Origin of the sequence: Martelella sp. HB161492 (assembly GCF_013184775.1) — a bacterium.
GTDB lineage: Bacteria > Pseudomonadota > Alphaproteobacteria > Rhizobiales > Rhizobiaceae > Martelella.
This window is the reverse complement of record NZ_JAATVV010000010.1, coordinates 1-25,624: the sequence shown is the minus strand read 5'-3', so window position 1 is coordinate 25,624 and position 25,624 is coordinate 1. Positions and strand designations below refer to the sequence as shown.

Annotated in this window: 20 protein-coding genes; 4 read left to right on the top strand and 16 right to left on the bottom strand. The window is 61.9% G+C overall.

Features of this window, described 5'->3' with window-relative positions; genetic code table 11:
- Positions 1-67 precede the first annotated feature (67 nt).
- The 7 genes from accD to HCK86_RS16505 all read right to left on the bottom strand — a co-directional run bounded on the left by accD (position 68) and on the right by HCK86_RS16505 (position 5,676).
- Complete coding sequence (accD, locus tag HCK86_RS16535) at positions 68-988, bottom strand: acetyl-CoA carboxylase, carboxyltransferase subunit beta (RefSeq protein ID WP_176085592.1); 921 nt, start codon at positions 986-988, stop codon at positions 68-70.
- 137 nt (positions 989-1,125) lie between these two features.
- Positions 1,126-1,965 carry a tryptophan synthase subunit alpha gene (gene trpA / locus HCK86_RS16530; protein WP_176085591.1) on the bottom strand — a complete coding sequence of 280 codons (840 nt, stop codon included), beginning with the start codon at positions 1,963-1,965 and terminating at the stop codon, positions 1,126-1,128.
- Positions 1,966-2,066: 101 nt separating this feature from the next.
- On the bottom strand, positions 2,067-2,369 hold the full coding sequence (locus HCK86_RS16525) for a hypothetical protein (RefSeq protein WP_176085590.1): 303 nt from the start codon (positions 2,367-2,369) through the stop codon (positions 2,067-2,069).
- 3 nt (positions 2,370-2,372) lie between these two features.
- A complete protein-coding gene (trpB, locus tag HCK86_RS16520) occupies positions 2,373-3,593 on the bottom strand; it encodes a tryptophan synthase subunit beta (protein WP_176085589.1) in 1,221 nt (406 codons plus the stop codon).
- 16 nt (positions 3,594-3,609) lie between these two features.
- Complete coding sequence (locus tag HCK86_RS16515) at positions 3,610-4,275, bottom strand: phosphoribosylanthranilate isomerase (RefSeq protein ID WP_176085588.1); 666 nt, start codon at positions 4,273-4,275, stop codon at positions 3,610-3,612.
- A 44-nt stretch (positions 4,276-4,319) separates the two neighbouring features.
- Positions 4,320-5,054: a SprT family zinc-dependent metalloprotease gene (locus HCK86_RS16510; protein WP_348641090.1), complete on the bottom strand. Its 735-nt coding sequence runs from the start codon at positions 5,052-5,054 to the stop codon at positions 4,320-4,322.
- A 199-nt stretch (positions 5,055-5,253) separates the two neighbouring features.
- A complete protein-coding gene (locus HCK86_RS16505) occupies positions 5,254-5,676 on the bottom strand; it encodes a DUF2852 domain-containing protein (RefSeq protein ID WP_176085587.1) in 423 nt (140 codons plus the stop codon).
- Positions 5,677-5,954: 278 nt separating this feature from the next.
- On the opposite strand from HCK86_RS16505, the gene HCK86_RS16500 reads away from it, so the two are divergent.
- Entirely contained in the window at positions 5,955-6,551 is a 597-nt protein-coding gene (locus HCK86_RS16500; protein WP_176085586.1) for a nitroreductase family protein, read from the top strand.
- Here HCK86_RS16500 and HCK86_RS16495 read toward each other — a convergent pair whose 3' ends face one another.
- The 6 genes from HCK86_RS16495 to HCK86_RS16470 all read right to left on the bottom strand — a co-directional run bounded on the left by HCK86_RS16495 (position 6,552) and on the right by HCK86_RS16470 (position 18,622).
- Positions 6,552-8,405 (bottom strand): ABC transporter ATP-binding protein, encoded by a 1,854-nt coding sequence (locus HCK86_RS16495; RefSeq protein ID WP_176085585.1) that lies wholly within the window; start codon positions 8,403-8,405, stop codon positions 6,552-6,554.
- Complete coding sequence (locus tag HCK86_RS16490) at positions 8,402-10,198, bottom strand: ABC transporter ATP-binding protein (protein WP_176085584.1); 1,797 nt, start codon at positions 10,196-10,198, stop codon at positions 8,402-8,404. The genes HCK86_RS16495 and HCK86_RS16490 overlap by 4 nt, the downstream gene beginning before the upstream one ends.
- Before the next feature lie 391 nt (positions 10,199-10,589).
- Positions 10,590-10,913, bottom strand: coding sequence for a thioredoxin (gene trxA, locus HCK86_RS16485; protein WP_141150149.1), 324 nt, complete (start codon positions 10,911-10,913; stop codon positions 10,590-10,592).
- Positions 10,914-11,033: 120 nt separating this feature from the next.
- A complete protein-coding gene (gene addA / locus HCK86_RS16480) occupies positions 11,034-14,582 on the bottom strand; it encodes a double-strand break repair helicase AddA (protein ID WP_176085583.1) in 3,549 nt (1,182 codons plus the stop codon).
- Positions 14,572-17,772, bottom strand: coding sequence for a double-strand break repair protein AddB (gene addB, locus HCK86_RS16475; RefSeq protein WP_176085582.1), 3,201 nt, complete (start codon positions 17,770-17,772; stop codon positions 14,572-14,574). Before addB ends, addA begins: the two co-directional genes overlap by 11 nt.
- Before the next feature lie 208 nt (positions 17,773-17,980).
- Positions 17,981-18,622 carry a L,D-transpeptidase gene (locus HCK86_RS16470; protein WP_176085581.1) on the bottom strand — a complete coding sequence of 214 codons (642 nt, stop codon included), beginning with the start codon at positions 18,620-18,622 and terminating at the stop codon, positions 17,981-17,983.
- 174 nt (positions 18,623-18,796) lie between these two features.
- On the opposite strand from HCK86_RS16470, the gene HCK86_RS16465 reads away from it, so the two are divergent.
- A complete protein-coding gene (locus HCK86_RS16465; RefSeq protein ID WP_176085580.1) occupies positions 18,797-19,291 on the top strand; it encodes an MmcB family DNA repair protein in 495 nt (164 codons plus the stop codon).
- A gap of 25 nt (positions 19,292-19,316) precedes the next feature.
- Here HCK86_RS16465 and HCK86_RS16460 read toward each other — a convergent pair whose 3' ends face one another.
- Positions 19,317-19,922 (bottom strand): ActR/PrrA/RegA family redox response regulator transcription factor, encoded by a 606-nt coding sequence (locus HCK86_RS16460; RefSeq protein ID WP_176085579.1) that lies wholly within the window; start codon positions 19,920-19,922, stop codon positions 19,317-19,319.
- Positions 19,923-20,129: 207 nt separating this feature from the next.
- Here HCK86_RS16460 and HCK86_RS16455 point away from each other — a divergent pair, with 207 nt between their 5' ends.
- A complete protein-coding gene (locus HCK86_RS16455) occupies positions 20,130-21,389 on the top strand; it encodes an MFS transporter (RefSeq protein ID WP_176085578.1) in 1,260 nt (419 codons plus the stop codon).
- Here HCK86_RS16455 and HCK86_RS16450 read toward each other — a convergent pair.
- Together HCK86_RS16450 and hrpB are read right to left on the bottom strand one after the other, a co-directional pair.
- The gene (locus tag HCK86_RS16450) at positions 21,386-22,711 is read right to left on the bottom strand and encodes an ActS/PrrB/RegB family redox-sensitive histidine kinase (protein WP_176085577.1); all 1,326 of its coding nucleotides are present in this window, start codon (positions 22,709-22,711) and stop codon (positions 21,386-21,388) included. The genes HCK86_RS16455 and HCK86_RS16450 overlap by 4 nt on opposite strands.
- Positions 22,712-22,757: 46 nt before the next feature.
- Positions 22,758-25,214 (bottom strand): ATP-dependent helicase HrpB, encoded by a 2,457-nt coding sequence (gene hrpB, locus HCK86_RS16445; protein ID WP_176085754.1) that lies wholly within the window; start codon positions 25,212-25,214, stop codon positions 22,758-22,760.
- Positions 25,215-25,227: 13 nt separating this feature from the next.
- On the opposite strand from hrpB, the gene HCK86_RS16440 reads away from it, so the two are divergent.
- Positions 25,228-25,389 carry a hypothetical protein gene (locus tag HCK86_RS16440; protein WP_176085576.1) on the top strand — a complete coding sequence of 54 codons (162 nt, stop codon included), beginning with the start codon at positions 25,228-25,230 and terminating at the stop codon, positions 25,387-25,389.
- Positions 25,390-25,624: the final 235 nt, after the last annotated feature.

Genomic DNA, 25,624 nt, shown 5'->3' with positions numbered 1-25,624 from the left:
TCGTCGGAAACGGATATTCCTGCGCAGGAGCCAGGGGCCAAGCGGCCCTTCTTATTGTTTATTATCGTCAGGCAGCGTCGGCTTGTTCGCCAGGCGATGTCGGTTTTGGCGGTTCGATCAGGCTCGGCACGCCGGGCGCCGGGCTGTGCATCAGGATCTTCAGCGTGCGGGCCAGCGTTTCCGGGATGTCGTGACGCTTGACGACCATGTCGACCATGCCGTGTTCCAGCAGATATTCAGCGGTCTGGAAGCCCTCGGGCAATTGTTCGCGAATGGTCTGCTCGATCACGCGGCGGCCGGCAAAACCGATCATCGCGCCCGGTTCGGAAATGTGAATATCACCGAGCATGGCATAGGATGCGGTGACGCCGCCGGTGGTCGGGTTGGTCAGAACGACGATATAGGGCAGGCCGGCCTCGCGCATCTTTTCGACCATCACCGTGGTACGGGCCATCTGCATCAGCGACAGAATGCCTTCCTGCATGCGCGCACCGCCCGAAGCCGGAAAAATCACCAGCGGGCATTCTTCCGAAAGCGCACGTTCAAAGGCTGTGATGATCGCCTCGCCCGCAGCCATGCCGAGCGATCCGGCAAGGAAGTTGAATTCATGTACGACGGCAACCAGCGGCAGGCCGTGAACAGTGCCGAAACCGGACAGGATCGTGTCTTCCTGATCGGCCTTGGCGCGGTTTTCCTTCAGCCGGTCGGCATATTTCTTGGAGTCACGGAATTTCAGCGGGTCCTGCGCCACCTTGGGCTGCGGCAGCGCCTCAAAGCTACCGCCATCGAACAGATCGGCCAGACGTGCCTTGGCCGGCATCTTCATGTGATAGCCGGAGGACGGGATGACCCACTTGTTTTCTTCCAGATCGGTGTGAAACACCATCGCCCCGGTTTCGGGACATTTGATCCACAAATTCTCGGGAACCTCGCGTCGGCCCAGCATGGAATTGATCCGCGGGCGCACGTAATTTGTAATCCAGTTCACCACAAGAACCTCCTTTTTGTTCCCTGTCGAGACCGCGCATCTCTCGGCGCGGTCGTCATCGGAACCTTAATCAGGCATATCTTACGCGAAGGGTTTTCCCTTCGCGTAAGATATTCTTGGCCTGCCCTGTGCCAGATTTATTCGGCGGCCGCAAGGCGGGCGTCGCGAACACCGCTTGCCAGCCCCTTGACGAAGGTGGCGACGGCGGCAACCGTATCGGGGCCGGCCGTGTCATTTTTGCCAAGGCTTCCGGCGATCTGATTGACCACCGCCGTGCCGACGACAACACCGTCTGCCACGGCGCCGATCAGGCGTGCGTGTTCCGCCGTCTTGACGCCGAAGCCGACGCAGACCGGCAGTTCCGTATGCGCCTTGATGCGCTGCACCGCTTCGCCGACGATGGACGGATCGGGCAAGGCTGAACCGGTAATGCCGTTCATCGAGACATAATAGACAAAGCCCGAGGTGTTGTTGAGCACGACCGGAAGCCGCTTGCCGTCGGTGGTCGGAGTGGTCAGGCGAATGAAATTCAGCCCCTTGCTCAGGGCCGGAATGCACAACTCGCTGTCCATTTCCGTCGGCAGATCGACGACGATCAGGCCGTCAATACCGGCTTCAAGCGCATCGTCGACAAAGGCCTCGACGCCATAGATGTAAATCGGGTTGTAGTATCCCATCATCACGATCGGGGTTTTCTGGTCGCCTTGGCGAAACTGCCGCGCCAGCTCCAGCGTCTTCTTCAGCGTCTGACCCGCTTTCAGCGCCCTGAGGCCCGCAAGCTGGATCGCCGGACCATCGGCCATGGGATCGGAAAAGGGCATACCGAGTTCGATGACGTCGGCGCCGGCGCCTGGCAGCGCCTTCATGATGGCAAGCGATGTGTCGAAATCGGGATCACCGCCCATGAAATAGGTGATCAGTGCCGGACGGCCCTCAGCCTTCAGATCGGCAAACCTTTGTTCCATACGTTCTGTCATGCAAGTCTCCACGGCATCCGTTCCGGCCTGAACGGTTCCATCATATGTTTGTTCCGACCCGAATGCCGCCGTCTCAGCAGCCTGCGGCGCCAAAGGGTCGATCAGTCATCTTCAGCGCTCTTGGTTTCAGCCCAGAGCGATACGGCATCCATGACCGCATGATGGACCTGGCGCATTTCCTTGATCAGCGCATCAAACTGGCTCTGGCCAAGCTTGCCGGCCGTAAGGGCTGCCATGGCCGACACGACCTCGACATTGAAAACATTCTGTCGCGCCAGCGCATCGAGGATCACCTGATCGAGATCAGGTGCTTCAGGCTCGCCCTCTTCCTCCAGAAGCTCCATGACGGCTTCTGCGAGATCGGCGATCTCTTCGATCTCTTCGGTCCGGTCAATTTTTGCCATATTTTACATTTCCATCCCCATCATCTTCCCGATGGTCGGCACGTCCTTGTCGCCGCGACCGGAAAGATTGACCACAATAATCTCGTCCTTGCCCATTGTCGGCGCGCGCTTGATGGCTTCAGCAATCGCATGGCTCGATTCAAGCGCCGGAATGATGCCCTCAAGCCGTGTCATCAGCTGAAAGGCCGCGACGGCTTCATCATCCATGATCGGCACGTAATTGACGCGGCCGATATCATTGAGCCAGGAATGTTCCGGTCCGATGCCGGGATAATCAAGGCCGGCAGAAATGGAATGGCCTTCCTTGATCTGGCCATCGCCGTCCTGCAGCAGATAGGTGCGGTTGCCATGCAGCACGCCGGGGGAACCCGCCGTCAGCGATGCGCAGTGCTCGTCGCCTGAAAGACCGAGCCCGCCGGCTTCCACACCGACGATCTGAACGCTCTCATCGTCGAGGAAGGGGTGGAAAATGCCGATGGCGTTGGATCCGCCGCCAACGGCGGCAATCACCATATCGGGCAGACGGCCTTCGGCTTCAAGGATCTGCTGGCGGGCTTCCGTGCCGATCACTGACTGGAAGTCGCGCACCATCTCCGGATAGGGGTGCGGGCCAGCGGCCGTACCGATCATGTAATAAGTGCTGTCGACATTGGTGACCCAGTCGCGCATCGCCTCGTTCATGGCGTCTTTCAGCGTGCCGTGGCCGGCCGATACCGCGTTCACCTCGGCGCCGAGCAGCTTCATACGGAACACATTCGGTGCCTGACGGGCGACATCGGTCGCGCCCATATAAACGACGCAAGGGTAGCCGAAACGCGCTGTGACCGTGGCCGATGCCACGCCGTGCTGGCCGGCGCCGGTCTCGGCGATGATGCGGGTCTTGCCCATGCGCTTGGCGAGCAGGATCTGGCCAAGACAGTTGTTGATCTTGTGCGAACCGGTATGGTTCAGCTCCTCGCGCTTGAAATAGATCTTGGCTCCGCCGAGATGGGCGGAAAGACGCTCGGCATGATAGAGCGGGCTTGGACGGCCGGTATAGTGCTTGGCGAGGCTTTCCAGCTCGGCCTTGAATTCCGGATCGTTCTTGGCCTTTTCCCATTCAGCCTGAAGATCGAGGATCACCGGCATCAGCGTTTCGGCGACGAACCGGCCGCCGAAAATGCCAAACATCCCGAAATCGTCGGGACCGGTGCGGAAGGAGTTCGGTTTCGGGCTCTCGTTCAAGGTCATCTCCATTCCATCAGGCCGTTGCGGGGCGGGCAAGCGCCTTTTCCACGGCATCAAAAAAAGCATCGATGCGGGCCGGATCCTTCACACCGGGCGCGCTTTCCACACCCGAGGAAACATCCAGCGCCCGCGCGCCGGTGCGCGTCAGGGCTTCCGCCACATTGTCGGCGTTTAGTCCGCCGGACAGGAAATAGTCGATATTCTCCGAAAGCCCCTCTAGCAAGCGCCAATCGAAGGAAACCCCGTTGCCGCCCGGCAGATCGGCGCCTTTCGGCGGTTTGGCGTCGAAAAGAACCTTGTCGGCGATACCATCATATTCTTTGACGAACATCAAATCATCAGCCGTGCGGACGGAAAATGCCTTGATCACCGGCAGGCCGAACAGCGCCTTGACGGTGAGCACGCGTTCTGGGCTTTCGCTGCCGTGAAGCTGGAGGAAATCAGGGCGCGCTGCGTAGACGATTTCCTCGAGAAGCTCGTTGTCAGCATTGACGGTGACGGCGACGGTCTTTGCCCGGCCGCGCACATGTTCGATCAGCCTTGCGGCAATATCCGGCTCCACATGGCGTGGGCTCTTTTCAAAGAAGATGAAGCCGACATGGCTGGCATGGCGGGCAATCACCTGGTCGATTGCCGCTTGGGTGCTCAGTCCGCAAATCTTGATATCCGGTCGTCTCATGTCCCTGTCCATGGCCGGGCATGCCCCGGTTCTTTCATCCGTTGTTACTGCGCCTCGAAGCGCAATGCATGAAGCAAGGTGCCACGTTCCTTAAGCCAGGCGCGTGCCGAAGCTGTATCGGGACAAAGGCTTTCGCACAATGCCCAGAACCGAGGACCGTGGTTCATCTCGGTCAGATGCGCCACTTCATGGGCGGCAAGATAGTCGATCACGTGGGGCGGCGCCATGGCGATCCGCCAGGAGAAATTCAGGTTCCCGCGAGCCGAGCAGGAGCCCCAGCGGCTTCTGGTATCCTTGAAGCTGATCGTGGCAAAGCGCTTGCCGCTTGCGGCCGCGTGAACCTTCACCCTTTCGGTGATCTCATGACGGGCCTGCTTCTTCAGATAATCGGCAACCCGGCGGCCGATCGCCTCTTTCGGGCCGGAAACGCGCAACAGCCGCTCGCCGCCTTCGGAAACCGCCTCCGTCAAACCGCGCAGCCTGCCGGAGTGGCAGACGCGATGCCGCTCGCCGCCAATCGGCACGATGCTGCCCTCGCCCACGACGCCGCCATCGCCTGGAAAGCGCTTCAGCCTTTCGGCCAGCCAGTCGTGATGGCGCGTCAGAAAAGCCTCGACCTCGCGACGCGGCAGACCCGGCGGCAGCGTCAGACTGAGCGCGTAGCCGCCAGGTTCAATCTTCAGCGTCATGCGCCGGGCACGCCGGCTGGTCCTCACGGTCAGCGGAACCTCGCGCCCGTTAACGCTGAGTGCCTGTGTCTTGTCTTGGGCCTTTGCCACGGAAAGCCGCCCTTTCTCGCAATGGCTTCTTCACGCCATCAATAGAGCAATTTCTGCAAAAGGGAAAATGGTCCGCTACGGGCCTGTCGTCGCGCTCCGTTCTGACATGTCGAAATCAGCGGACAAAGAAAAAGCTGATATCTCGCAGGGATGGAGATATCAGCTGGTTTTGGAGGTCATTATGAGGGGTTTATTGTTCTTATAAGCTACCATTTTGACCCGTTTCACGTGCCTTTCTGGCATTCATGAAGCGGTCGAATTCCTCGCGGTCGCGTGCTTTTCTCAGCTCCCGCATATAGTCATCAAATTCCGCATGCATCTCGTCAAGCTTGCGACGCTCTTCCTCGATGCGATCCATTTCAGCCCGGCGCCATTCGTCAAAGGCGCTGTTGCCGCTGTCTCTTGCCGTTGGTCCACCGGTGCCGCGCATACGGCGCTTGCAGGCTCTGAAAGCCCGGCGTGAAGTCCGGCTGAAGTCATCACCGGGGCGATAGAAGCGATCTCCCCAGATGATATAGGCAAGCATGACCAGCCCCAGAGGCCAGAACACCACAAAGCCGATCACCATCAATGCGATCGTCAGCGGGGTCCATGCCGGACGTAGCAATGCCGTTTCGTTCATCTCATTCTTCCTCGGTTGCATGGAGCGGTTTTTACCGCCTACAAGCTTTAACTGGGGATGATCGAGATCAGCTTCAAGCCAAACGCGGTCAAATTCGTCTGGTTCCAGAATTAGCGAGGAATATGGGCGAAAATAGGCTCGTATTCCAGCCTTGACGTGGAATCAATGTGGGTTTCATCTGGCATGAGCCCCGGTTATCATTCTGACTGAACGTCCGGATCCACTGATTTCAACTTCAATCTTTGTTCAATGTCATTGTCACACGAAAGCCGCGTCCCATGACCGAAAGCAATCACCGCATCTCCGAACATCCGATCGACCCGCTGTTTCTCAACCGCTGGGCGCCGCGTGCCTTCAATGGCGAGGCGATGCCGGAGGAGGATCTGTTGACGGTGCTTGATGCCGCCCACTGGGCACCGTCGGCCAGCAATCATCAGCCCTGGCGCTTCGCCTGGTTCCGGCAGGGCACGCCGCTCTTTGCCGATGCCGTGGAATTGCTGATGGAGGGAAACCGTGTCTGGGCCTCAAGGGCTTCAGCGCTGGTCTTTGTCGTCTCGAAGAAGACCTATATCAATCATGAGGGTATAGCGACGCCGCTTGCCACCCATGCCTTCGATTCCGGTTGTGCCTGGGGCATGGCGGCAATGCAGGCCAAGATGATGGGCTATGAAACACATGGCATGGGCGGGATCCTAAAGGATGCGATTGCCGAATACCTCAAGCTCTCGGATGATTATAGCGTCAACATGGCCTTTGCCGTCGGCAAGCTTGGCCCGGTCACGGCGTTGCCGGAAAAGCTGCAGGCCCGCGAGGTGCCGAGCAATCGCAGGGCGCTTGGCGAGGTCGCCGCCGAGGGGTGGATCGTTGCGGATTGATCAGGCCATCTCGGCGCGTTCGAACTGCGAGCGGTAAAGGCGGAAATAGCGTCCCTTTGCCGCCAGCAATGCGCTGTGATTGCCCTTTTCCACCACATTGCCGCCTTCCATATAAGCGATGACATCGGCGTCACGGATGGTGGAAAGCCGGTGGGCGATCACGAAAGAGGTCCGCCCGGTGCGCAGGCGGTTCATGGCCTGCTGCACCAGAAGCTCGGTGCGGGAATCAACCGAGCTCGTCGCTTCATCAAGGATCAGCACGGCGGGGCGCATCAAAAAGGCCCGGGCAATCGTCACCAGCTGTTTCTGCCCGGCGCTGAGTGCGCCGCCGGTCTCATCCATCACTGTGGCATAGCCATCGGGAAGCAGGCTGGCAAAACCATCGACATGGCAGGCTTTCGCGGCCTCGATGATTTCATCATCACTGGCATCGGGGCGGCCATAGGCGATATTTTCCTTCAATGTGCCGGAAAACAGCCAGGAATCCTGCAGCACCATGCCGAACTGGCGTCTCAGCGCCGGCTTGGCGATTTTCGCCGTATCGATCCCATCGAGCAGGATCTGCCCGCCATCGACCTCGTAGAACCGCATCAGGAGGTTGACCAGCGTCGTCTTTCCCGCCCCCGTCGGACCAACAATGGCAACCGTCTGGCCAGGCAGTGCTTCCAGCGACACATCCTCGAAAAGCGGCTTGTCCTTCTCATAACGGAAGCGCACATGTTCAAAGCGAACATGCCCCTTATGCTTCTCAGCCGCGGCAAGGGCATCCGTCTCTGGCGGCATCTCATCCATGTCGAGCAGTTCGAAAACACGCTCCGCCGAGGCAAGACCGGATTGCACCAGGGTTGCCATGCCGGCGACCTGCTGGATCGGCTGGCCGGTCTGACGGATATATTGGATGAATGCCTGCAATTCACCGACGGAGAAGGCGCCAGCGACGACCCGCAGGGCGCCGAAGATGACCACGGTGATGAAGGCAAGGTTGGAGACCAGCATGCTCACCGGCTGGATCACACCGGCAATCAGCTGGGCGCGGAACGCGTGATCCTTCAGCGCCTGATTGGCTTTTTCGAAACGCACCTCGGTGCGGCGGCGATGGCCGAAAACCTGCACCAGCGTGTGCCCGGTAAACGCCTCTTCCACCTCGGCATTGAGCTCGCCGGTATAGCGCCACTGGCCGGCAAAGCCAGGCTGGGCCCTGCGCGCCAGAAGTCGGGTGATGACGACGGCAAGGGCAAGTGCGGCGAGTGCGACCAGCGCGACCATGGGCGAAAGGATCAGCATCATGACGATCACGCCGATCAGTGTCAGCGTCGCCATCAGGAGCTGGCTCATCAGCTGCTGCAGGCTCTGGGTGATATTGTCGATATCGTTGGTGACACGGCTGAGCACCTCGCCGTGAGGCTGGCGGTCAAACCAGGCCAGCGGCAGGCGCGACAGCTTGTTTTCCGCCTGCTGGCGCAGATTGCGGCTCAGCGACTGGACAACATCATTGATCAGCCAGGCCTGGCGCCAGTTGAGCGCCGAGGCGCCGAGATAGAGAATGGCGACAATGACAAGATGAACGGCAATGCCGGCAAAATCGACCGTTCCCGTCGCAAGCATGGAGCTGACGACCAGATCGGTCGCCTTGCCAAGCTGCCAGGGGCCAAGCGTGGAGAGCGTCACGGCGATGGCGGTCATGAAAACGGCAAGCGCAAGCTTCACTCTGGACTGCAGCAGGAAAGCCGTCGTCCGCTTCAGCGCCGCGCCGGTATTTTTCGGCTTGCCGCCGGAGGCATGCATGGCTGCACCGGGAGGGCCGCGTCGGGGAATGACAGGCGGATTTTGCGTATTGTTGCGTTTATCGCTCATTCCTCGCCCTCCCGGCGTGTCTGGGAGGCGACGATCTCGGCATAGGCCGGGGTGGTGCGCATCAGTTCCTCATGTCCGCCAATTCCGGCAATGTGGCCATTGTCGAGAACAATGATCCGATCGGCATTTTGCAGTGTTGCGACGCGCTGCCCGACAATCAGCGTTGCCGCATTGCGGGTTTCAGGCCCCAGCGCGGTTCTCAGCCGCCGGTCGGTGGCATAGTCGAGCGCGGAGAAACTGTCGTCGAAAAGATAGATTTTCGGCCTGGCGGCAAGAGCGCGGGCAATGGTCAGACGCTGGCGCTGGCCACCGGAAAAATTGTCGCCGCCCTGCGCCACCAGTGCATCTAGGCGATCAGGCAGATTTTCGACAAAGTCGCGCGCCTGGGCAATCTCCAGCGCGTGCCAGAGGTCCTCGTCGCTTGCCTCGGCCGCACCGAAGCGCAGATTGGAGGCGATGGTGCCGGAAAACAGAAAGGCCTTTTGCGGCACGAGGCCGATATCGTGGCGCAAAAGATCAGGATCGCGGTCGCGCACATCAACGCCGCCAATCGTCACGCTGCCGCCGCTGACATCATAGAGACGCGGGATCAGGTTGATCAGCGTCGATTTGCCGGATCCGGTCGAACCGATAATACCAACCGTCTCGCCGGGTTCGAGCGAGAAGGAAATATCGCTGAGAACGCTGCGTTCGGCACCCGGATAGCCGAAGTCGACGGCATTGAAGCTGAGCGAAAGCGGGGCATCGGCGGACGGGTGGCGGATCACGGCCGGTGCGCGGATTTCCGGTTCGACCGACAGCACGGCGGAAATGCGCCGGGCCGAAACCAGTGCGCGTGGTGCGAAGGCGAACAGCATCGAGGCGATCATCACCGAGATCATGATCTGGACGATATAGGACAGGAACGCCACCAGCGCGCCGACCGGCATGGCGCCAGCGCCGATCCGCCCTGCCCCGAACCAGACCACGGCAACCGAGGTCATCTGCAGCACCAGGACGACGGCTGGCATATTGAGCGCCATCAGCCGTCCGGTTTTCAGCGCCGTGCCGGTCAGCGCATCATTGGCGGTGGCAAAGCGCTGCTGCTCGGTTTCGTCGCGGACAAAGGCGCGGATCACCCGCAATCCGTCAATCTGTTCGCGCAGCACGGCATTGACCCGGTCAATCTGGCCCTGCATGCGGGAGAAGAGCGGTAAAGTGCGGCCGAGGATCAGACCGACCGTCACGATCAGGATCGGAACACTGACCAGCAGCAGCAGCGACAGCGAGGCATCCTGGCGCACCGCCATGATCGCCGCACCGAAACCGATGATCGGGGCGATCATGATCATGGTCAGAAGCATCACCAGCATGTTCTGCAGCTGCTGCACATCATTGGTGTTGCGGGTGATCAGCGAGGGAATAGAAAAGCCGTTCAGCTCGGCAAGCGAAAAGCTCTGGACCCGGAAAAACAGCGCGCGGCGGATGTCGCGGCCGACGCTCATGGCAATATGAGCGGCGATGGCAACACCCGCGGCGCTGAGGATCAGCTGGATGAAGGCTGCGGCAAGCATGATGCCGCCAACGCGGAAAATATGCGGCACATCATCGGCGAGAATGCCCTTGTCAATCACGTCGGCGGAGAGGTTCGGCAGCATCAGCATCGCCGCTGCCTGGCCGATCTGGCAGACAAACAGCACCAGAACCAGCGGAAGATAGGGCCTGAAGATCGCCTTCAGGCTGTTCGGCTGTTCGGTGTCTTGGGCCGACGCGGCAAGCGTATCGGCGCGGAGAAGCGCGCTATTGTCTGTCATGGAAAACCGGTCGTGGTGGTGTGCGAAGTGACGATATCTCAAGTCTGTGTAATTCAAAAGCGATCGTAAGACGAATGCGCGAAGTCAAATGAGCGGACATGAAAAAGCCCGCGCGTCTCCGCACTGGGTCAGATTGCTGACAAAGTCATTCAGATTGCCTGTTTGGGCTGGAACAGCCACTCCACCCATCGTCATCCCCGTGCTTGGTCCACGGGGATCCAGGCTCTTCACGGCATTGGAATAAGAGAGTTTTTCGCCGTGCCGACGCATCGCGGCTGGATGCCTGTGACATGCACAGGCATGACGTCTGAACGTGCAGGTAGGTTTATCAAAAGTGAGAGCCCGCGCGTTTCCGCACGGGCTCTGATGCATTCAGCTGATTTTGGAGGGATCAGGCGATGGCGCCGTTGATCCAGCTTGACAGAGCGGTTTTCGGCGCGGCGCCGACCTTGACGTCCGCGACTTCGCCAGCCTTGAACATGGCGAGCATCGGGATCGAGCGGACGCCGTATTTGACGGCCAGATCGGGATTGTCATCGACATTGAGCTTGGCGATCTTGACCTTGCCGCCCATTTCCTCGGCAATTTCCTCAAGGCTCGGGCCGATCATGCGGCACGGGCCGCACCATTCCGCCCAGAAATCGACGATTACGGGTTCAGCGGACTTCAGGACTTCTTCCTCGAAATTGACGCTGTCGACTTTCACTGTTGCCATCTTATTGCTCCTTGGCAATTTCTGTCGGGCCGTTAAGGCCCGCGCGCGACCGCAGTCGCTGCAATATTCGGTTTGGTGCCTCATGTGAGCATGGCCTGCCGGGAAATCAATGGCAAGGGATCACTTTGTCGAGAGCACCCCCAGGGTTTCATCAAGCATGGCCGGGCTCAGCGCAATGACGGCGCGGTTTTCGGAATAGACCAGCAGGCATTCGACCGCTTTGCCCGGATAGAGCGGTTTCAGGATCTCGGCATAGACCGCCATCTGCGCGGCGTGGGAAAAAGGCACGCTGGCGGCGTCCTGCGGCGGGTTGCGATTGGTCTTGTAGTCGACGATCAGCACCCGGTCGTCAGCAATCGCCAGCCGGTCGAGCCGGCCGGAAACGGCAAAGGCATCGCGTCCCAGCGTCACGGTGCCGGTGATGGAGACCTCTGCCCGGCTGTCGGGTCCAAAGACCGGCGCCAGTCGTTCATCGCTCAGCAGCGCCATCACATCGTCGCCGAGACGGGCGCGGGCTTCAGGCGACAGCATATGGCCGGCACGTTCGAGATAGCGCCGGCAGCCGGCGTCGCGCTCGGCTTCGGCAAGGCCCGGCAACAGCTGCAGCAACCGGTGGGCCAGCCGGCCACGCTCAAGCCCGTCGCCGGGTTTTGCGGCGGAGAAGAGCGGTGAGGCCGTCATCGGCGCGGGATCTTCCACCTCCAGCCCCGCCCGCGACGGGCTGAGCGGCGGGATCGGCCGTTCGGCATCGCGGAAGGGTTCGAGCAGACGGGCCGGCAGTTCCGGCATGTTGTTTGTTTCGCCGTCCGTGACGGTCGCAGCGTCGAATGTGCGCGGTCGCACGGCTTCTCGCCATAGAAGCGTCTGGTAATCGCCATCCGGGCCGGTGACGGTCACGGTCTCTGCCCTGCCCTTGTCATCGGCGGAAAGCGCTGATGCGATCATCGCATGCCAGGAGGCGTCATTGTCGCGCTTGCCACGATAGCCGGTAACGATCAGCCTGTCGGCTGCGCGGGTCATCGCCACATAGAGCAGGCGGCGATATTCTTCCTCTGCCTCGCTTTCGCGGTGGCCAAGGTCGGCGAGCACCCGGGCATCTGCCCCTTTCTTGCCGCCATGCCAGACCGGCAGTCCACCCTCCATCATGCGAAAACCCGAGAGATGGCCCGGCACGAAGGCCTTGCCGCCGCTGTCGACCACAAAGACCACCGGCGCCTCCAGCCCCTTGGAGGCGTGCACCGTCATGATCCGAACCTCGTTTCGGCCCTTGTCCTGTTCACGCTTGACCTCGAGCCCGCCCTGATCCAGCACATCGAGAAAGGATTGCAGACCCGGCAGACCATTGTCCTCATGCGCCGCCGCGACATTGAGAAATTCATCGAGGATATCGCTTGCCTCGCTGCCAAGCCGGGCGAGAAAGGCGCGGCGGCCACCCTCCTTTGCGAGAATATCGGCATAGAAATCAAAGGCGGCACGGCGGCGGGCAAGGCCGATGGCCCGCTCAAGCCTTTCAACGGCGACGACGAAGCGTTGTTCGCCTTCGCCCGACAGCCGTCGCAGCGCTGACCAGACATGCTCGCCGGCGGTGCGTCTGGCGGCGATGGCGAAGAGATCGTCCTCATCGAGATTGATCAGCGGGCTTTTCAGGATGGCGGCAAGCGACAGGTCGTCTTCCGGCAGAATGGCGAAGCGGCCAAGCGCCATCAGGTCCTTCACCGCGATATGATCGGCGAGTTTCAGCCGGTCGGCGCCGGCAACCGGAATGTCATAGGGCGTCTTCATCAGCCGGGTCAGCGCATTGACGAAGCCATCGCGCTTTCTCACCAGAACGAGAATGTCACCGGGGCGCACCGTCCGCTCATGGCCACCCTCGATAATGGTTTCGGTGCCGATCATCGCGGCGATCCGCGCGGCGATCCGGCGCGCCAAAACCGCGGGTGGCGCGCTTTCCGGCGTTGCGTCAAAGGGGGCGGTCCAGTCCTCGTCCTCGTCCGTCTCGGCCGGAGCGATCTTTTCCCACACTTCCACTAAGCCCGGATGGCCGAGCCGGTTGGAAATATGAACCGGCGCCTCATCCTCGGCGGAGAGGCCGCGCCGGTTTTCAGCCGTCTTGAACACCTGATCGACGGCGGAAAGCACGGATGACGTCGAACGGAAGGACAGCGGCAGGCCGATCCTGGAAAAATCGGCACTGCTTTGCCTGACGCGGATCTGCGTTGCCCGGCCTTCGGCGGCAAAGCGCTCGGGACGGGCGCCCTGAAAGGAATAGATCGACTGCTTCTCGTCGCCGACGGCAAACATGGTCCGGGTCTGCGCCCGCGCGCCCTCGCCGGCAAAGAAATCCTCGGTCAGCGAGCGCACCACATCCCATTGCAAGGGGGCGGTGTCCTGGGCTTCGTCAACCAGAATATGGTCAATGCCCTGATCGAGCTTGTAGTGGATCCAGCGGCTGGAATCGGCGCGGGTCAGAAGGGCTGCGGCGCGGGCGATCAGATCCTCGAAATCGAGCTTGCCGCGCCGTTTCTTCAATTCCTCGTAGCGCTGATCCAGCTTTTCGGCGATCACCAGCGCCGAGACAGTCTTTTCGAAGATCGTGAAGCTGTTGAGCCGGTCGGAAAGCTGCTCGATGAAAGCCGCCGATGCAATCAGCGCTTCGGCGATATCGGGGGCCGTTTCCCGCAGAGACTTGAAGGCAAGGGTCGATTCGGCCTTTGCCGCACCGGTTTTGGTCAAGAGCGCGTCCTGCAGCAGCGTCAGCCGCGTGGCCGCATCGTCGCAGGCCCTGATGGTGCTCAGGGCCTTTGCCAGATCGGCGGAACGCTTGCCGCCATCGGCGCGGGCAATCTCGATCAGCGTTGCAATGGCGGCGGCGTCAAGATCGGGCAGCGGCCAGGCGGAGGCGGCAATGGTTGCAGCCGTTTCGTCTTCACCAAAGCCGTATTGGCGGCCGAGCGACCGGCGCAGGGCCTTTCCCCCGGATGCCGCGGCCCTGGCGCTGATGAAAAACGGCCTGAGCGCATGGCGGGCGGAAACGATCTCGCCGAGCAGCCGTTCCAGCCCGCTGTCATCGGCGGTATCGAGCACATGGGCAAAGGCTGCGGCCAGCGCTTCATCCTCGCCTCTGGCGGCGGCGGAAAAAAGTTGGCGGCGCGCATCTTCCAAAAGCGTGGCGGCGGCAATGTCATCCAGCACGGCAAAATGGCCGGCGACATTGGCCTCCAGCGGAAACTGGTGCAGCAGCTTCTCGCAAAAGGCATGGATGGTCTGGATCTTCAGCCCGCCCGGCGTTTCGAGTGCGCGGGCGAACAGCCTTCGGGCAATGGCAAGCTTCAGGCCATCGGGCCTTGCCCCTTCGATCTCTTCGATCACGGCCGCCAGCCGGTCGTCCGGCATCACTGCCCATTCGGCAAGTCGTGCGAAGACGCGGTTCGACATTTCAGAGGCCGCCGCCTTGGTATAGGTGAGGCAGAGTATGGCAGAGGGTCTGGCACCGGCCAGAAGCAGGCGGACGACGCGCTGGGTCAGCACATGGGTCTTGCCGGAACCGGCATTGGCCGAAACCCAGACCGTGCGGGCAGGATCAGAGGCAAGCCGCTGCTGGCCTGTGGTCCAGGACAGCCAGTCTTCAGCCGGTGCATCGAGCCCCGGCACAGAGGCATCATTCGCCATTGCCGCCCTCCTCGTCTTCTGCCGTCATCCATTCCGCCACCCGGGCGAGGTGGTCATATTCCCCGCCGAAGTCGCGCTGGCGCGCTGGGATCAGCCGGGATGTGAAGGGCTTCTCATTCGTCTTCAGCAGCGTGATGAAGCGCGAGAACTGCTTCAGCGCATCTTCGGCCAGCGTCATGGCGGTGATTGCATCTTCGGTTTTGGTCGCCGGTTTTTCCAGCTGGTCGACATCAAAGCGGCGACCGGGGCGCAGCCGGACATATTTCAGGCTCGCCGTCGTCGTCGCCGGCAGGTCGCGGAACGCGCCGGCGGCAAGGGCGGCGGCTTCCAGCGGCAATTGCGGTTCCAGAAGCGCCCGCGCTTCGTTGACGGAAGGGGAAAGGCCGGTCTTGTAGTCGATGATTTCCGCACTGCCATCGCTCAGCAGGTCGATCCGGTCGGCAATGCCGGTCAGCCGCACCCCGGCGAGCGGGATATCGAAACCCGCACCTGCTTCCGTCATGGTCCTGTCGATGGCAAGGCGGGCCTGCCGGTCAGCCTCGAAGGTCAGAAGCGCCTCGGCGACGCTGCGGATGCGCGGCTCCCAGCTCACCGCTAGATGCGGCGGCAGTTCCGCTTCCATCAGAAGCTGGTTGACGATCTCCGTCATGGCAGCCCTGCCCGCCTCGCTTTTCGGATCGGCGCCCGATTTCAGAAACTGCTCGGCCATGGCGTGGTAGAGCGTGCCGCGTTCGGCCATGCCGGGATCGGCATTGAAGGGTAAAAGCGGGTCGAGCTTCAGCACCTTGGCAGCATAGATCGCATAGGGGTCACGCCGCAGCCTGCCGATCTCGGAGAAGGAATAGCGTTCCGGCTGGAATTCCGCCGGAGGTTTCGGTTCAGGCCGCGGCGCAGGCCGCTGGCGCTCCTTGCGGTCCAGCTCGGCGGCATAATGGCGATAAAGCGCACCCCGTTCGGCCAGTTTTTCGATCAGATCCGCACCGGCAAAGGCGCCGAGCCGCTGCAGCCAGCGGCTGGCAACGGTCGGGGCAGAGCCCTGGCGCAGCGCGCGGGTGAAAATCAGCCTTTTCGTGCCGGCGGCCATGGTGAAATCATGGGCCAGCTGGCCGATGCGCTTTTCCGGCGGTTCCAGGCCGATCTCGGCCTTCATACCGCGTGACAGAAAGGGATTGTTCTTCGGCTGGGTCGGCCAGACGCCCTCATTCATGCCGCCGATGACAATCGTATCCGCCTCCTGCAACCGGGCTTCCACCGCGCCGAAAATGAAAACGCGCGGATTGCCCATCGAGCGCGGCTTGACCGCATCGGAGGCGATCAGGGCAGCGGCAATATCGATCCATTGCGGCCCGTCAGCTTCCATCGGCGTTTTCGAGGCCATGCATTCCGACAGCATGGTGGAAAGCCGTTCACCGGCCTCGCCACCCCAGAGCGCGGAGAGATCGCCATCGGCGGAAAGGGCAACGGCCTCGAGCGCGCGGCCGGTGCGTTCCGCCCAGGCGGAGACGGCAATCGTCTCGGTCATCGGCGCTGCATCCGGTCCGCGCGCCACCAGCATTTCGCAGAGCGGCACAAGGGCTTCCTGGATCCGCCGGCCAAGGTCGAGTGCCTTTTCCGGTGCCTGTTTGGGCAGGGCAGAGCGGAAGCGCGGTATGTGGCGCTGGTCCTGCTCTTTCTCCAGCGCCTCGGCGATGATGGTTTCAAGCTGGCCCGGATCGATCATCCGCGTGCCGCCGCGCAGGGCGATCAGCTCCAGTGCCGCGCCTGAAAGCCGCATATCGCGGGCCGAGAGGCCGAAACGGGCGAGCGGGTGCTTGATGAGCGCTGCCAGAACCGCCGGATCGCCGGGCTTCAGCGCCGTCTCCAGCATCAGCACCATCAGCGTGCCCTGCAGGGTCTGCAACAGCGGCGTACCGGCGGAATCATCGGCATCGATGGCAAAGCGCTTCAATTCGGCGGTCACACGGCGCGCCAATGCGCGGTCCGGGGTGATCAGTGCTGAAATTGCGAGTCTGCCATCGGCCCGCGGCTCATCGAGTGCGAGGCGGAGTGCGATGGCAATAGACAGGGCCTCCTCACGCTCGTTCGATGCCTCGATCAGGCTTGTATCGGCAAAGGCGGCATCGAGGGCAGCAGCGTCAAAACGGAGGCGTGCAGCACCCCAGCCATCCGTTCTCTCGGCGGGCGCAAAGGCTTCCGCCAATATCGCGTTGCGATCGGCAATCTCGGGCGTGGCCTGCCCGAGGCTTGTGAAGGCGGCGCGTGTTTCGCCGAGCCGTTCGATCAGCCGCGCCATTTCATATTGCGGATGGGCGCGGTTTGAGGGCTCGGGCTGCGACAGATCGGCATCCGGTGCCGTCAGTGCGGAAAAGGCGTCATCTTCCATGGCGAGATCAAGGCCCGGCAGCACCACGACACCCTGTGGCAGGCTGGCGACGGCGGCAATCAGATCGGCAATTGCCGGAACCGAACCGGTCGAGCCGGCAATGATGACCGGCGCAGTGCCGGAAAGGGAAGACAGTCTCAGAGCCTCGGCAGCAAGCAGCCGGTTTCGGTGCATGACGGCGGAAGCCCGGCCCAGCTCATCCAGCCGTTCGGGCCAGTAAAGGGCGGCGATATTGAGGAATTCAGCGGTCAGCTGCCACCAGATTGCATAGTCTTCGCCATTCAGTGTGTTCAGCTGCGCCCAGTCGACGCCCTCGGTTTCCATGGCATCGATCAGTTCGGCAAGATCGCGGGCGAGCCAGACGGCGTCAGCCGGACTTGCCGGCGCAATCAGCGGCGAGCCGCCATGCAGGCCGGCAAGCGCCTCCGACAGACGGTTGCGCCAGGGCAGGATGAGGCCGGCAAGCTCAAGCAGGCGTTCGACGGGTGCAATGGGCTCCATGCTGTCGGCAATCGCGCCCGGCACTTCGGCAAGAAGCGCCTCGTCCTCATCGGTTTCGCCGAGCGGACGGATCTGCGGCAGAATGGCGGTGCCGCCGCCCAGCAGCTGCGCAAATTCGGCGCGCAGAACACGGGCGGCACGCCGTGTGGGCAGAAAGATCACCACATCGGCAAGGCTGAGCGGATTGTCAGGCTGATAGGAAAAGCCGGGCGCAAGCCGGCCGGCAAGAAGGGCTTTGGCAAGGGTGGCGAGAAAGGGCGCGCCGGGCGGAATCGTGAAAAGGCCTGTGCCCTTATCTTCGGTCATGATCCCCTCCTGCCTCATTGGCGCATGATCTGGCCGGAACCAAAAGAGGATCGGCAGGCTCATGCAGCTCCACAAATGTGTCAGGGCAGCGGTCCTGTTCCATCAGATCGCATGGCGCTGCCGACATTTGAGGCAAGGTTTACGCATCGCCGCCCTGAAGCGCAAGCGGGAGACCCTGCCGGATACGGTACCGGCAGGGCAGGGTTCATCAGCCTTCCAGAACAATGACCTTGGTGCGGACCTTGGGGTCGACGCGGGCATAGAGGTCGATAATGTCCTGATTGATCATGCGGATGCAGCCCGACGAAACGGCCTGACCGATGGAGGTCCAGTCCGGATTGCCGTGAATGCGGAACATGGTGTCGTTGCCGTTGCGGTAGAGATAGAGTGCGCGGGCACCGAGCGGGTTCATGACACCCGGATCCATGCCGCCGGAATATTCCTTCAGTTCCGGCTGGCGCTGGATCATGGCAAAGGGCGGATACCAGGTCGGCCATTCGGCGCGGCGGCCGACATAGGCCTCGCCGGACCAGCGGAAGCCATCACGGCCAACGCCGATGCCATAGCGCACGGCCTTGCCGTCTTCGAGCACGTAATAGAGGAAGCGGTCCTTGGTATCGACGATGATGGTGCCAGGCTTTTCGTCGGTCTTGTATTCGACAATCTGGCGGTGATAGGCGTCGGGAACCTGATGGATCGGAACACGCGGGACCTGGAAACCGTCGTCAACGGTGGCTGCATAGGCAGAAACCGGTGCCATCACCGGTTTCGTTTCTGCCGTGGTGGTGCAGCCGGTGGCGGCCAGAAGCCCCGTCAGGGACAATGCAAGAAAGGTGGATTTCATATACATGTACAGACTCGTGCTCCGGGCGTTAACCGTGGGTTGTGCAATTACGGCGGATTTTAGACAGTTTATGGTTAATAATTTGTCTATATTCAAGCACGAGTAGAAGCTTCGGCTCCATTGCGACGGAAGCAGGACGTGTCATGTTGTCAAAATGCATCGATTAACCGGAGGTGGGCGATGGCAATCATCGATCTGCACAACAAGAATCCGATGGCTGATGGCCGGCAGTCGGAAAATGCGCTTCTGGTGCGCCGTGGCGTTCAGCAGCTGCTGCGGCACATGCGCCACGCAGCGATTGCGGAAATGACCCTCAGAAATGGTCGCCGGGCGGATCTGATCAGCATTTCGGACAAGGGTGAGATCTGGATCATCGAGATCAAGTCGTCACTGGAGGATTTTCGCGTCGATCATAAATGGCCGGATTATCGCGCTTATTGCGACCGGCTGTTCTTTGCCACCCATGCGGCGGTGCCGCTTGAGGTGTTTCCGGACGATTGCGGCCTTGTTCTGGCCGATCGATTCGGCGCGGAAATCCTGCGCGAGGCTCCGGAGCATCGCCTGCCTGCGGCCAGGCGCAAGGCGCTGACGCTGGAATTTTCACGCCTGGCGGCCGAGCGTCTGACGCTTGCCGAATGGGCACTGGAAAAATTCGAGAAAGAGCAGGGCGGCTGAGACTGCCGCTATCCTGTCCGGGCCGTCAGCGCGGCGCGCGCTTTGCCAGAATGCGCTGCAGGGTACGGCGGTGCATGTTCAGCCTGCGGGCGGTTTCGGACACATTGCGATCGCACATCTCATAGATGCGCTGAATATGTTCCCAGCGCACCCGGTCGGCCGACATCGGGTTTTCCGGCGGCTCGACCCGATGGCCGGGCTTTTGCAGCAGCGCATTCAAGATATCGTCGGCATCGGCGGGTTTGGCCAGATAATCCAGCGCGCCGAGCTTCACCGCCGTCACAGCGGTTGCGATATTGCCATAACCGGTCAGCACAATGATATGCGTGTCCTCACGCAGCCGGCGGATGTCGGAAATCACGTCAAGTCCGTTGCCATCGCCAAGCCTCAGGTCGATCACGGCAAATTTGGGTGGCCGGTTGCGGGCGCTCTCGATGCCTTCGGCCACGCTTTCGGCGATATCGACCTCGAAGCCCCGGATCTCCATGGCACGGCCGAGACGCCGCAGAAATGGCCCGTCGTCATCTACGATCAGTAGGCTGCGTTCCTGGCCAAGCTCCTCCGGCCATGAATCGTCATGCGTGCTTTCCTTGCCTGCTGCCAGTGTCGTGTCTTCGCCAACTTTCGTCATGGTGCAATCTCGTTGCGGGTACGGCCCGCTTTCTGCTTCCTCGCCTTATAACGCTTATGAACCTCCCTTTCGTGGGGGTAAACCCCATAACAGGCGGTTTTTCCGCAAAGTGACGTCGGAAAGGCATCACTGGTGATGGCGCTTGCCTTCGCTGGCAAGCTTTGTCACCTTCGCTCACTTGATAAATTGCAAGGGGGTATCCGGCGCATGGACGGCAATGCACGCGCGCGCAATCGCGCTCTTTTTCTCGGCAGCCTTGGCGGCGGCCTGGAATTTTATGATTTTGTGATCTACGCAACCTTTGCCGCCCAGATCGGCCAGGTGTTCTTTCCCGCCGAAGACGCCGCCGCGCGCATGCTGGCCGCCTTCGCCGTCTTTGCTGCGGGCTATCTGGTCCGCCCGATTGGCGGGGTGCTGTTTTCCCATTTTGGTGATCGCCACGGCCGCAAGATGATGCTGCGCATCTCGATTGCCGGCATGGCGGGATCGACCTTTCTGATCGCGCTGATGCCCGGCTATGCCGAATGGGGTGTTTTCGCGGCTGTGGCGCTCGTGGTGCTGCGCATGGTGCAGGGGCTCTGCCTTGGTGGCGAGATCCCCGGCGCCATGACGCTGATTACCGAAACCATGCCGAAGCGGCGCGGATTTGCCTGCGGCGTGCTGTTCATGATCATCAATGTCGGCATGCTGGCGGCTCAGGCCGTGCAATGGGCGATCCAGCAAAGCCTCTCCGATGCAGCGGTTTTGAGCTATGGCTGGCGGATCGGCTTCTTCATTGGCGGCGTGATTGCCATTGTCGGCTTCGTGCTGCGCGCCCGTCTTTCGGAAAGCCCGGCCTTTGCCGAGATGGAGGACAGTGCCCATAAGGTTCCGCTTGTACCGCTTCTGAAAGAGCATGGCGGGCAGGTCGTCACCGGGCTGTTCATCACCGGGCTCGGTGCTGCCGCCGTGCCGCTGCTCTATCTCTACATGAACAGCTACCTCACCGAATTCCTGCATTATGAGGCCGATCCGGTGGCCAGTGCCGTTCTTGTCGGCACGATCCTGTTTTCGCTGCCCATGCCGCTGGCGGGGCTGATTTCCGATTATATCGGCATCAAGGTGCCAGCCTTCATCGCTGCCCTGGCGCTCGGCATTGCCGCCATCCCGCTCTATATCTGGATGGGGTCAGGCATTGCGGCGCTGATGCCGGCGATGATCGTGATCTCGCTGATCGGCGCCTTTGCCTGGGGCGTCGGGCCGGTGATGCTGACGGCGATCTTCCCGACCGATGTGCGCTATACCGGTGTTGCCTTCGTCTACAATATCGGCTTTGCCATTGTCGGCGGTCTGACGCCGCTTGCCGCCACCTGGCTGATCCAGACCACCGGCAGCACGCTGCCGCCGGCATGGCTTTTGGCGGTGTTCTCGCTGCTGGCGGCAGGTGCGGTGCTGACGGCGAAAATCCGTCCCGCCGTTGAAGGTTAGTCGGCCGTCTGCGGTGCGGAATCGGCTTCCATGCGCCGGCGCGGCCAAGAAACGGCAATCCGGGCGCCCGATCCTTCGGGCTCCCGGTTGGTGAATCTCAAGGTTGCGCCGGAGCGTTCGAGAAGGGTCTTGGCAATGAACAGGCCAAGGCCCATGCCTCCGGCACGCGCCGTTCCCGCTTCACGGCCCCGACCGGAAACGAAGGGATCGCCGATGCGCGGCAGGATCTCTGCCGCATAGCCGCTGCCATCGTCCTCAATGACGATCGTGACCGTGCTGTCATCATATGCGACCGTGAGGCGTACCTTTTCCTCGGCATGTTCGACGGCGTTCTCGACGATATTGCCAAGGCCGAAGATGATGCCGGGATTGCGGATGCCGACCGGTTCATCCTCCCGTGCGTTCTCATAGATGATCTCGATGTTGCTGATGAAGGGGCGGTGCGGCGCGACCACATCTTCCACCAGCGAGGAGAGCGGCAGAAGCCGCATATGGGCCTCGTCCTCCTTCGACATGGCGGTGAGCCGCGCCAGAATTTCACGGCAGCGTTGGGCCTGGCTGACCAAAAGCATCACGTCCTCGCCGTGGCGTTCATCGGTGCCAAGCGTGGCGGCCATTTCCTTGGCCACCAGCAGTATGGTCGCCAGCGGTGTGCCAAGCTCGTGGGCGGCGGCGGCGGCAAGGCCGTCCAGCTCGGACAGATGCTGCTCGCGCTGCAGCACCAGTTCGGTTGCCGCCAGCGCGTCGGCCATCTGCTGGGCTTCGAGCGAGATCCGCCGCGCGTAGAAGGCGGCAAAGGCCAGCATTGCCAGAATGCCGATCCAGATGCCGAGGCGCAGCACCGGATCAACATCCAGCATTTCGCCGTCATACCAGGGCAGGGGAAACGGCGTCAGCGCGAAGCCGGATACGCAGATGATGGCAAGGCCAAGAAGGGTGAGCGCATGTTTCAGCGGCAGGGCGGTGAAGGAGATGATCACCGGCACTGAGATCAGCGCGACGAAGGGATTGGCAAGGCCGCCGGTCAGGAAGAGCAGGGCGGAGAGCTGGAGAATGTCGAAGCCGATCATGACAAAGGCGCTGCCGGGGCTGACCCGCTGGGTCAGCGGAAAACGCAGCGCCAGCACCAGATTGCCGACGGCAAGCGCTGCAATCAGCACGATGACCGGCACAAGCGGCATCGAGAAGCCAAGGCCGAAGGCGACGATGGCAATCGTCACGACCTGCCCTGCGGCGGCAAGCCAGCGCAGCCGGACAAGCGTTTCCAGGCGCAGGGTACGCCGGCCTTCGCCTTCCATCATGTCGGGTATCGGGGTTCTCATCCGCCTCTCCATGTCCGTGCGATGTCTGCGCGCTGGCGCGATCCTATCATGTCCCGCGCGGCTTGGCCCGGCGTGTCGGTGTCGCACTGGCCGGGTCTTCCGGCCAGACATGTTTTGGATAGCGTCCGCGCATCTCGGCACGCACATCCTTCCACGAACCGGCCCAGAATCCCGGCAGGTCGCGGGTTGTCTGGATCGGCCGGTGGGCGGGCGAGGTCAGTTCCAGAAGCAGCGGCACGTCACCGGCAATCGTAGGATGGCGGGTGAGCCCGAACATTTCCTGCACCCTTATGACAAGACGCGGTTCGTCGCCGTCGTAATGAATCGGGTGCCGCTCATCGGTCGGCGCGGTGAAATGGGTCGGCGCCAGCCGGTCGAGTTCACGGCCGCGTTCATAGCCGAGCATCGCGGCAAGGCCATCGGACAGGCTTCTGGCCGTCACGGCACCAAGCGCGGTGACACCCGTCTGAAACGGAGTGAACCAGGCATCGAGATCGGCCAGCAGCGCTGCGTCTGAAAAATCGGGCCAGCTGTCGCTGAGCTTGCGATGGAGGAAATTGACCCGCTCGCGCAGATGGTTTGCATCTTTCGAGAAAGAAAGCGCTGAAAGTCCGGTCTGCCGCAAGCCATCGGCAAGGGCCGCCGCTGCGATGGCGCCAGAGGGCTTGCCGCGCGGGGTGTCCTCAAGCAGCAGGGCGCCAAGCCGTCTTACCCGCCGTGCCCGGACAGTGCCGCTCGGCTTGTCGAAGAAACACTCATCCGCGGTTTCAATGGCGTCGGCCATTTCGGTTTCCAGCGCCTGGCGCGAAAGGCTTGCAGCGGCGAGGATCCGGCTTTTGGCGGCCGCGCCGGTAAGATCGGCGACGACGAGAAAATCCGCTGCTGCCAGCGCATCGTCATCCGCCAGCTCGGCCCCGCGTCCATTGGCAAGCAGAAAGCGGCCCGCGCCGCCGCGTCGCATGGCAATCCGGTCGGGAAAGGCATGGGTCAGGGCGGTCGCGACATCGAAAATCGCTCCGCTCCGCGCCTTTTGGCCAAGGGTTGCGGCGATCCGCCTTGCAAGGCTGCGTGCGGCCTCGGCGCGCGGGCCGCGCTCGCCGGCAAAGCGCAACAGCCGTGCGGCGAGATCCGTGCCATTGCCGCCCAGGCCCTGTTCGCCCATCATCACCGCAAGGCGGGCGGCGTCTTCGGCCATGCCCTCGCGCGCGGCATGGCGCACCATGGCGGCAAGGCGCGGCGGCAGCGAAAGCGCGCGGATGTCTCGCCCGGTCGCGGTGATGCGGTTGTCATCGTCGAGCGCACCAAGGCGCTTCAGCAGCTGGCGCGATTCCGCCAGTGCCGGGGCTGGTGGCTGATCGATGAAGGGCAGGGAGGCCGGGTCGGTGACCCCCCAATGGGCCAGGTCGAGGGCAAAGTCCGTCAGATCGCTCGACAGGATTTCCGGCGGGTCAAAGGCGGCAAGAGCGGCATTCTGGCCCTCATGCCAGAGCCTGATCGCCGTGCCTGGCGCCGTGCGTCCGGCGCGGCCGGCGCGCTGATCGGTGGCGGCGCGCGAGGCGCGTACGGTCTCCAGCCGGGTAATCCCGGTCGAAGGCTCGAACACGGGAAGACGTTTCAGCCCGCTGTCGATCACGATGGTGACGCCATCAATGGTGATCGAGGTCTCGGCAATCGCCGTCGCCAGCACCACCTTGCGGGTGCCGGCCGGCGCAGGGCGGATCGCGGCATCCTGCTGGCTGCGCGACAGGTTGCCATAGAGCGGGGTCAGCGTCACATGCGCGCCAACACGGCCGGAAAGCCGCTCCAAGGTCCGGGTGATTTCGGCCTGGCCGGGCAGAAAGGCGAGGATCGATCCGGTCGCTTCGGCAAGCGCTGTGGAAATGGCCCGCGCCATGCTGTCTTCGATCCGTTCGCCGGCAGGGCGCGGCCGGTAGCAGAGCGTGACCGGATAAGCCCGTCCGGCGCTTTCTATCACCGGGGCGTTGCCGAGCCGCGCGGAAATGCCGGCCGTATCGAGGGTCGCCGACATGACGAGGATCTTCAGGTCCTCGCGCAGGCCGGCGCGGATGTCCAGTGCGAGCGCCAGGCCGAAATCACCATCCAGAGAACGCTCGTGAAACTCGTCGAAAATGACGGCGGATATCCCGGAAAGCTCGGCATCATCCAGCGCCATGCGGGTGAACACGCCCTCCGTCACCACTTCAATACGGGTCTTCGACGAGATCTTGCTGTCGAGCCGCATCCGGTAGCCGACCGTTTCGCCTGTCTCTTGGTTCAGCAGTTCCGCCATCCGGTTGGCGGCTGCCCGTGCTGCCAGCCGGCGAGGCTCGATCAGGATGATCTTGCCGGGCCCCATGGCTGCGACCGCGAGAAGATGGAGCGGCACCAATGTCGTCTTTCCCGCACCTGGCGGGGCCGCCAAGACGGCAAGTCCGCCCGTCAGGAGTGCTTCGGCCAGCGGATCAAGTATCTCTGTGACTGGCAGATCCGGCAATGTGCCCATGAAGAGCGCTCCCATGAAGGACATCGATATTATGCGACAGTTCAATGAAAATCCGCCGCGCGCCTTGATTAATGCAAAAGCCGCTGCGGCGCAAAAGCGCTATAGTCTTCATCAGCACGATAGCGAACAGGAACTGGCCGGGAGGGCCGGTCCGGGAGGTCGGTGGAGCGCCTAAAAAAACAGCATTCGGATATTCTGCCTTACCGGTGGGCAAGGGTGACTGTTAACGCTTTCTTAAGGTCCCGGCAGATCGAAAAAATGACAAAAATGCTATGTTATCAGTACCTTACAAAAAATGTCATTTTTTCTTCAAAAAGGCGTTGACGGTATTGGTTAGGTAGGTCTATAAGCCGCCTCACCGAACGACGGGGCGCCACGGAGCTGGAGCTTACGGTTCAACGCGAAATCAC

What these genes read in the sequence shown, in the direction of transcription:
- addA (WP_176085583.1), bottom strand. Translation starts at nt 14,582, where the DNA reads ATGGCGAATGATGCCTCTGTGCCGGGGCTCGATGCACCGGCTGAAGAC.
- HCK86_RS16455 (WP_176085578.1), top strand. Translation starts at nt 20,130, where the DNA reads ATGGACGGCAATGCACGCGCGCGCAATCGCGCTCTTTTTCTCGGCAGC.
- HCK86_RS16500 (WP_176085586.1), top strand. Translation starts at nt 5,955, where the DNA reads ATGACCGAAAGCAATCACCGCATCTCCGAACATCCGATCGACCCGCTG.
- HCK86_RS16505 (WP_176085587.1), bottom strand. Translation starts at nt 5,676, where the DNA reads ATGAACGAAACGGCATTGCTACGTCCGGCATGGACCCCGCTGACGATC.
- HCK86_RS16525 (WP_176085590.1), bottom strand. Translation starts at nt 2,369, where the DNA reads ATGGCAAAAATTGACCGGACCGAAGAGATCGAAGAGATCGCCGATCTC.
- trxA (WP_141150149.1), bottom strand. Translation starts at nt 10,913, where the DNA reads ATGGCAACAGTGAAAGTCGACAGCGTCAATTTCGAGGAAGAAGTCCTG.
- HCK86_RS16490 (WP_176085584.1), bottom strand. Translation starts at nt 10,198, where the DNA reads ATGACAGACAATAGCGCGCTTCTCCGCGCCGATACGCTTGCCGCGTCG.
- HCK86_RS16440 (WP_176085576.1), top strand. Translation starts at nt 25,228, where the DNA reads ATGAAGGACATCGATATTATGCGACAGTTCAATGAAAATCCGCCGCGC.
- HCK86_RS16450 (WP_176085577.1), bottom strand. Translation starts at nt 22,711, where the DNA reads ATGAGAACCCCGATACCCGACATGATGGAAGGCGAAGGCCGGCGTACC.
- HCK86_RS16495 (WP_176085585.1), bottom strand. Translation starts at nt 8,405, where the DNA reads ATGAGCGATAAACGCAACAATACGCAAAATCCGCCTGTCATTCCCCGA.
- HCK86_RS16465 (WP_176085580.1), top strand. Translation starts at nt 18,797, where the DNA reads ATGGCAATCATCGATCTGCACAACAAGAATCCGATGGCTGATGGCCGG.
- HCK86_RS16460 (WP_176085579.1), bottom strand. Translation starts at nt 19,922, where the DNA reads ATGACGAAAGTTGGCGAAGACACGACACTGGCAGCAGGCAAGGAAAGC.
- HCK86_RS16470 (WP_176085581.1), bottom strand. Translation starts at nt 18,622, where the DNA reads ATGTATATGAAATCCACCTTTCTTGCATTGTCCCTGACGGGGCTTCTG.
- HCK86_RS16515 (WP_176085588.1), bottom strand. Translation starts at nt 4,275, where the DNA reads ATGAGACGACCGGATATCAAGATTTGCGGACTGAGCACCCAAGCGGCA.
- hrpB (WP_176085754.1), bottom strand. Translation starts at nt 25,214, where the DNA reads ATGGGCACATTGCCGGATCTGCCAGTCACAGAGATACTTGATCCGCTG.
- trpA (WP_176085591.1), bottom strand. Translation starts at nt 1,965, where the DNA reads ATGACAGAACGTATGGAACAAAGGTTTGCCGATCTGAAGGCTGAGGGC.
- addB (WP_176085582.1), bottom strand. Translation starts at nt 17,772, where the DNA reads ATGACCGAAGATAAGGGCACAGGCCTTTTCACGATTCCGCCCGGCGCG.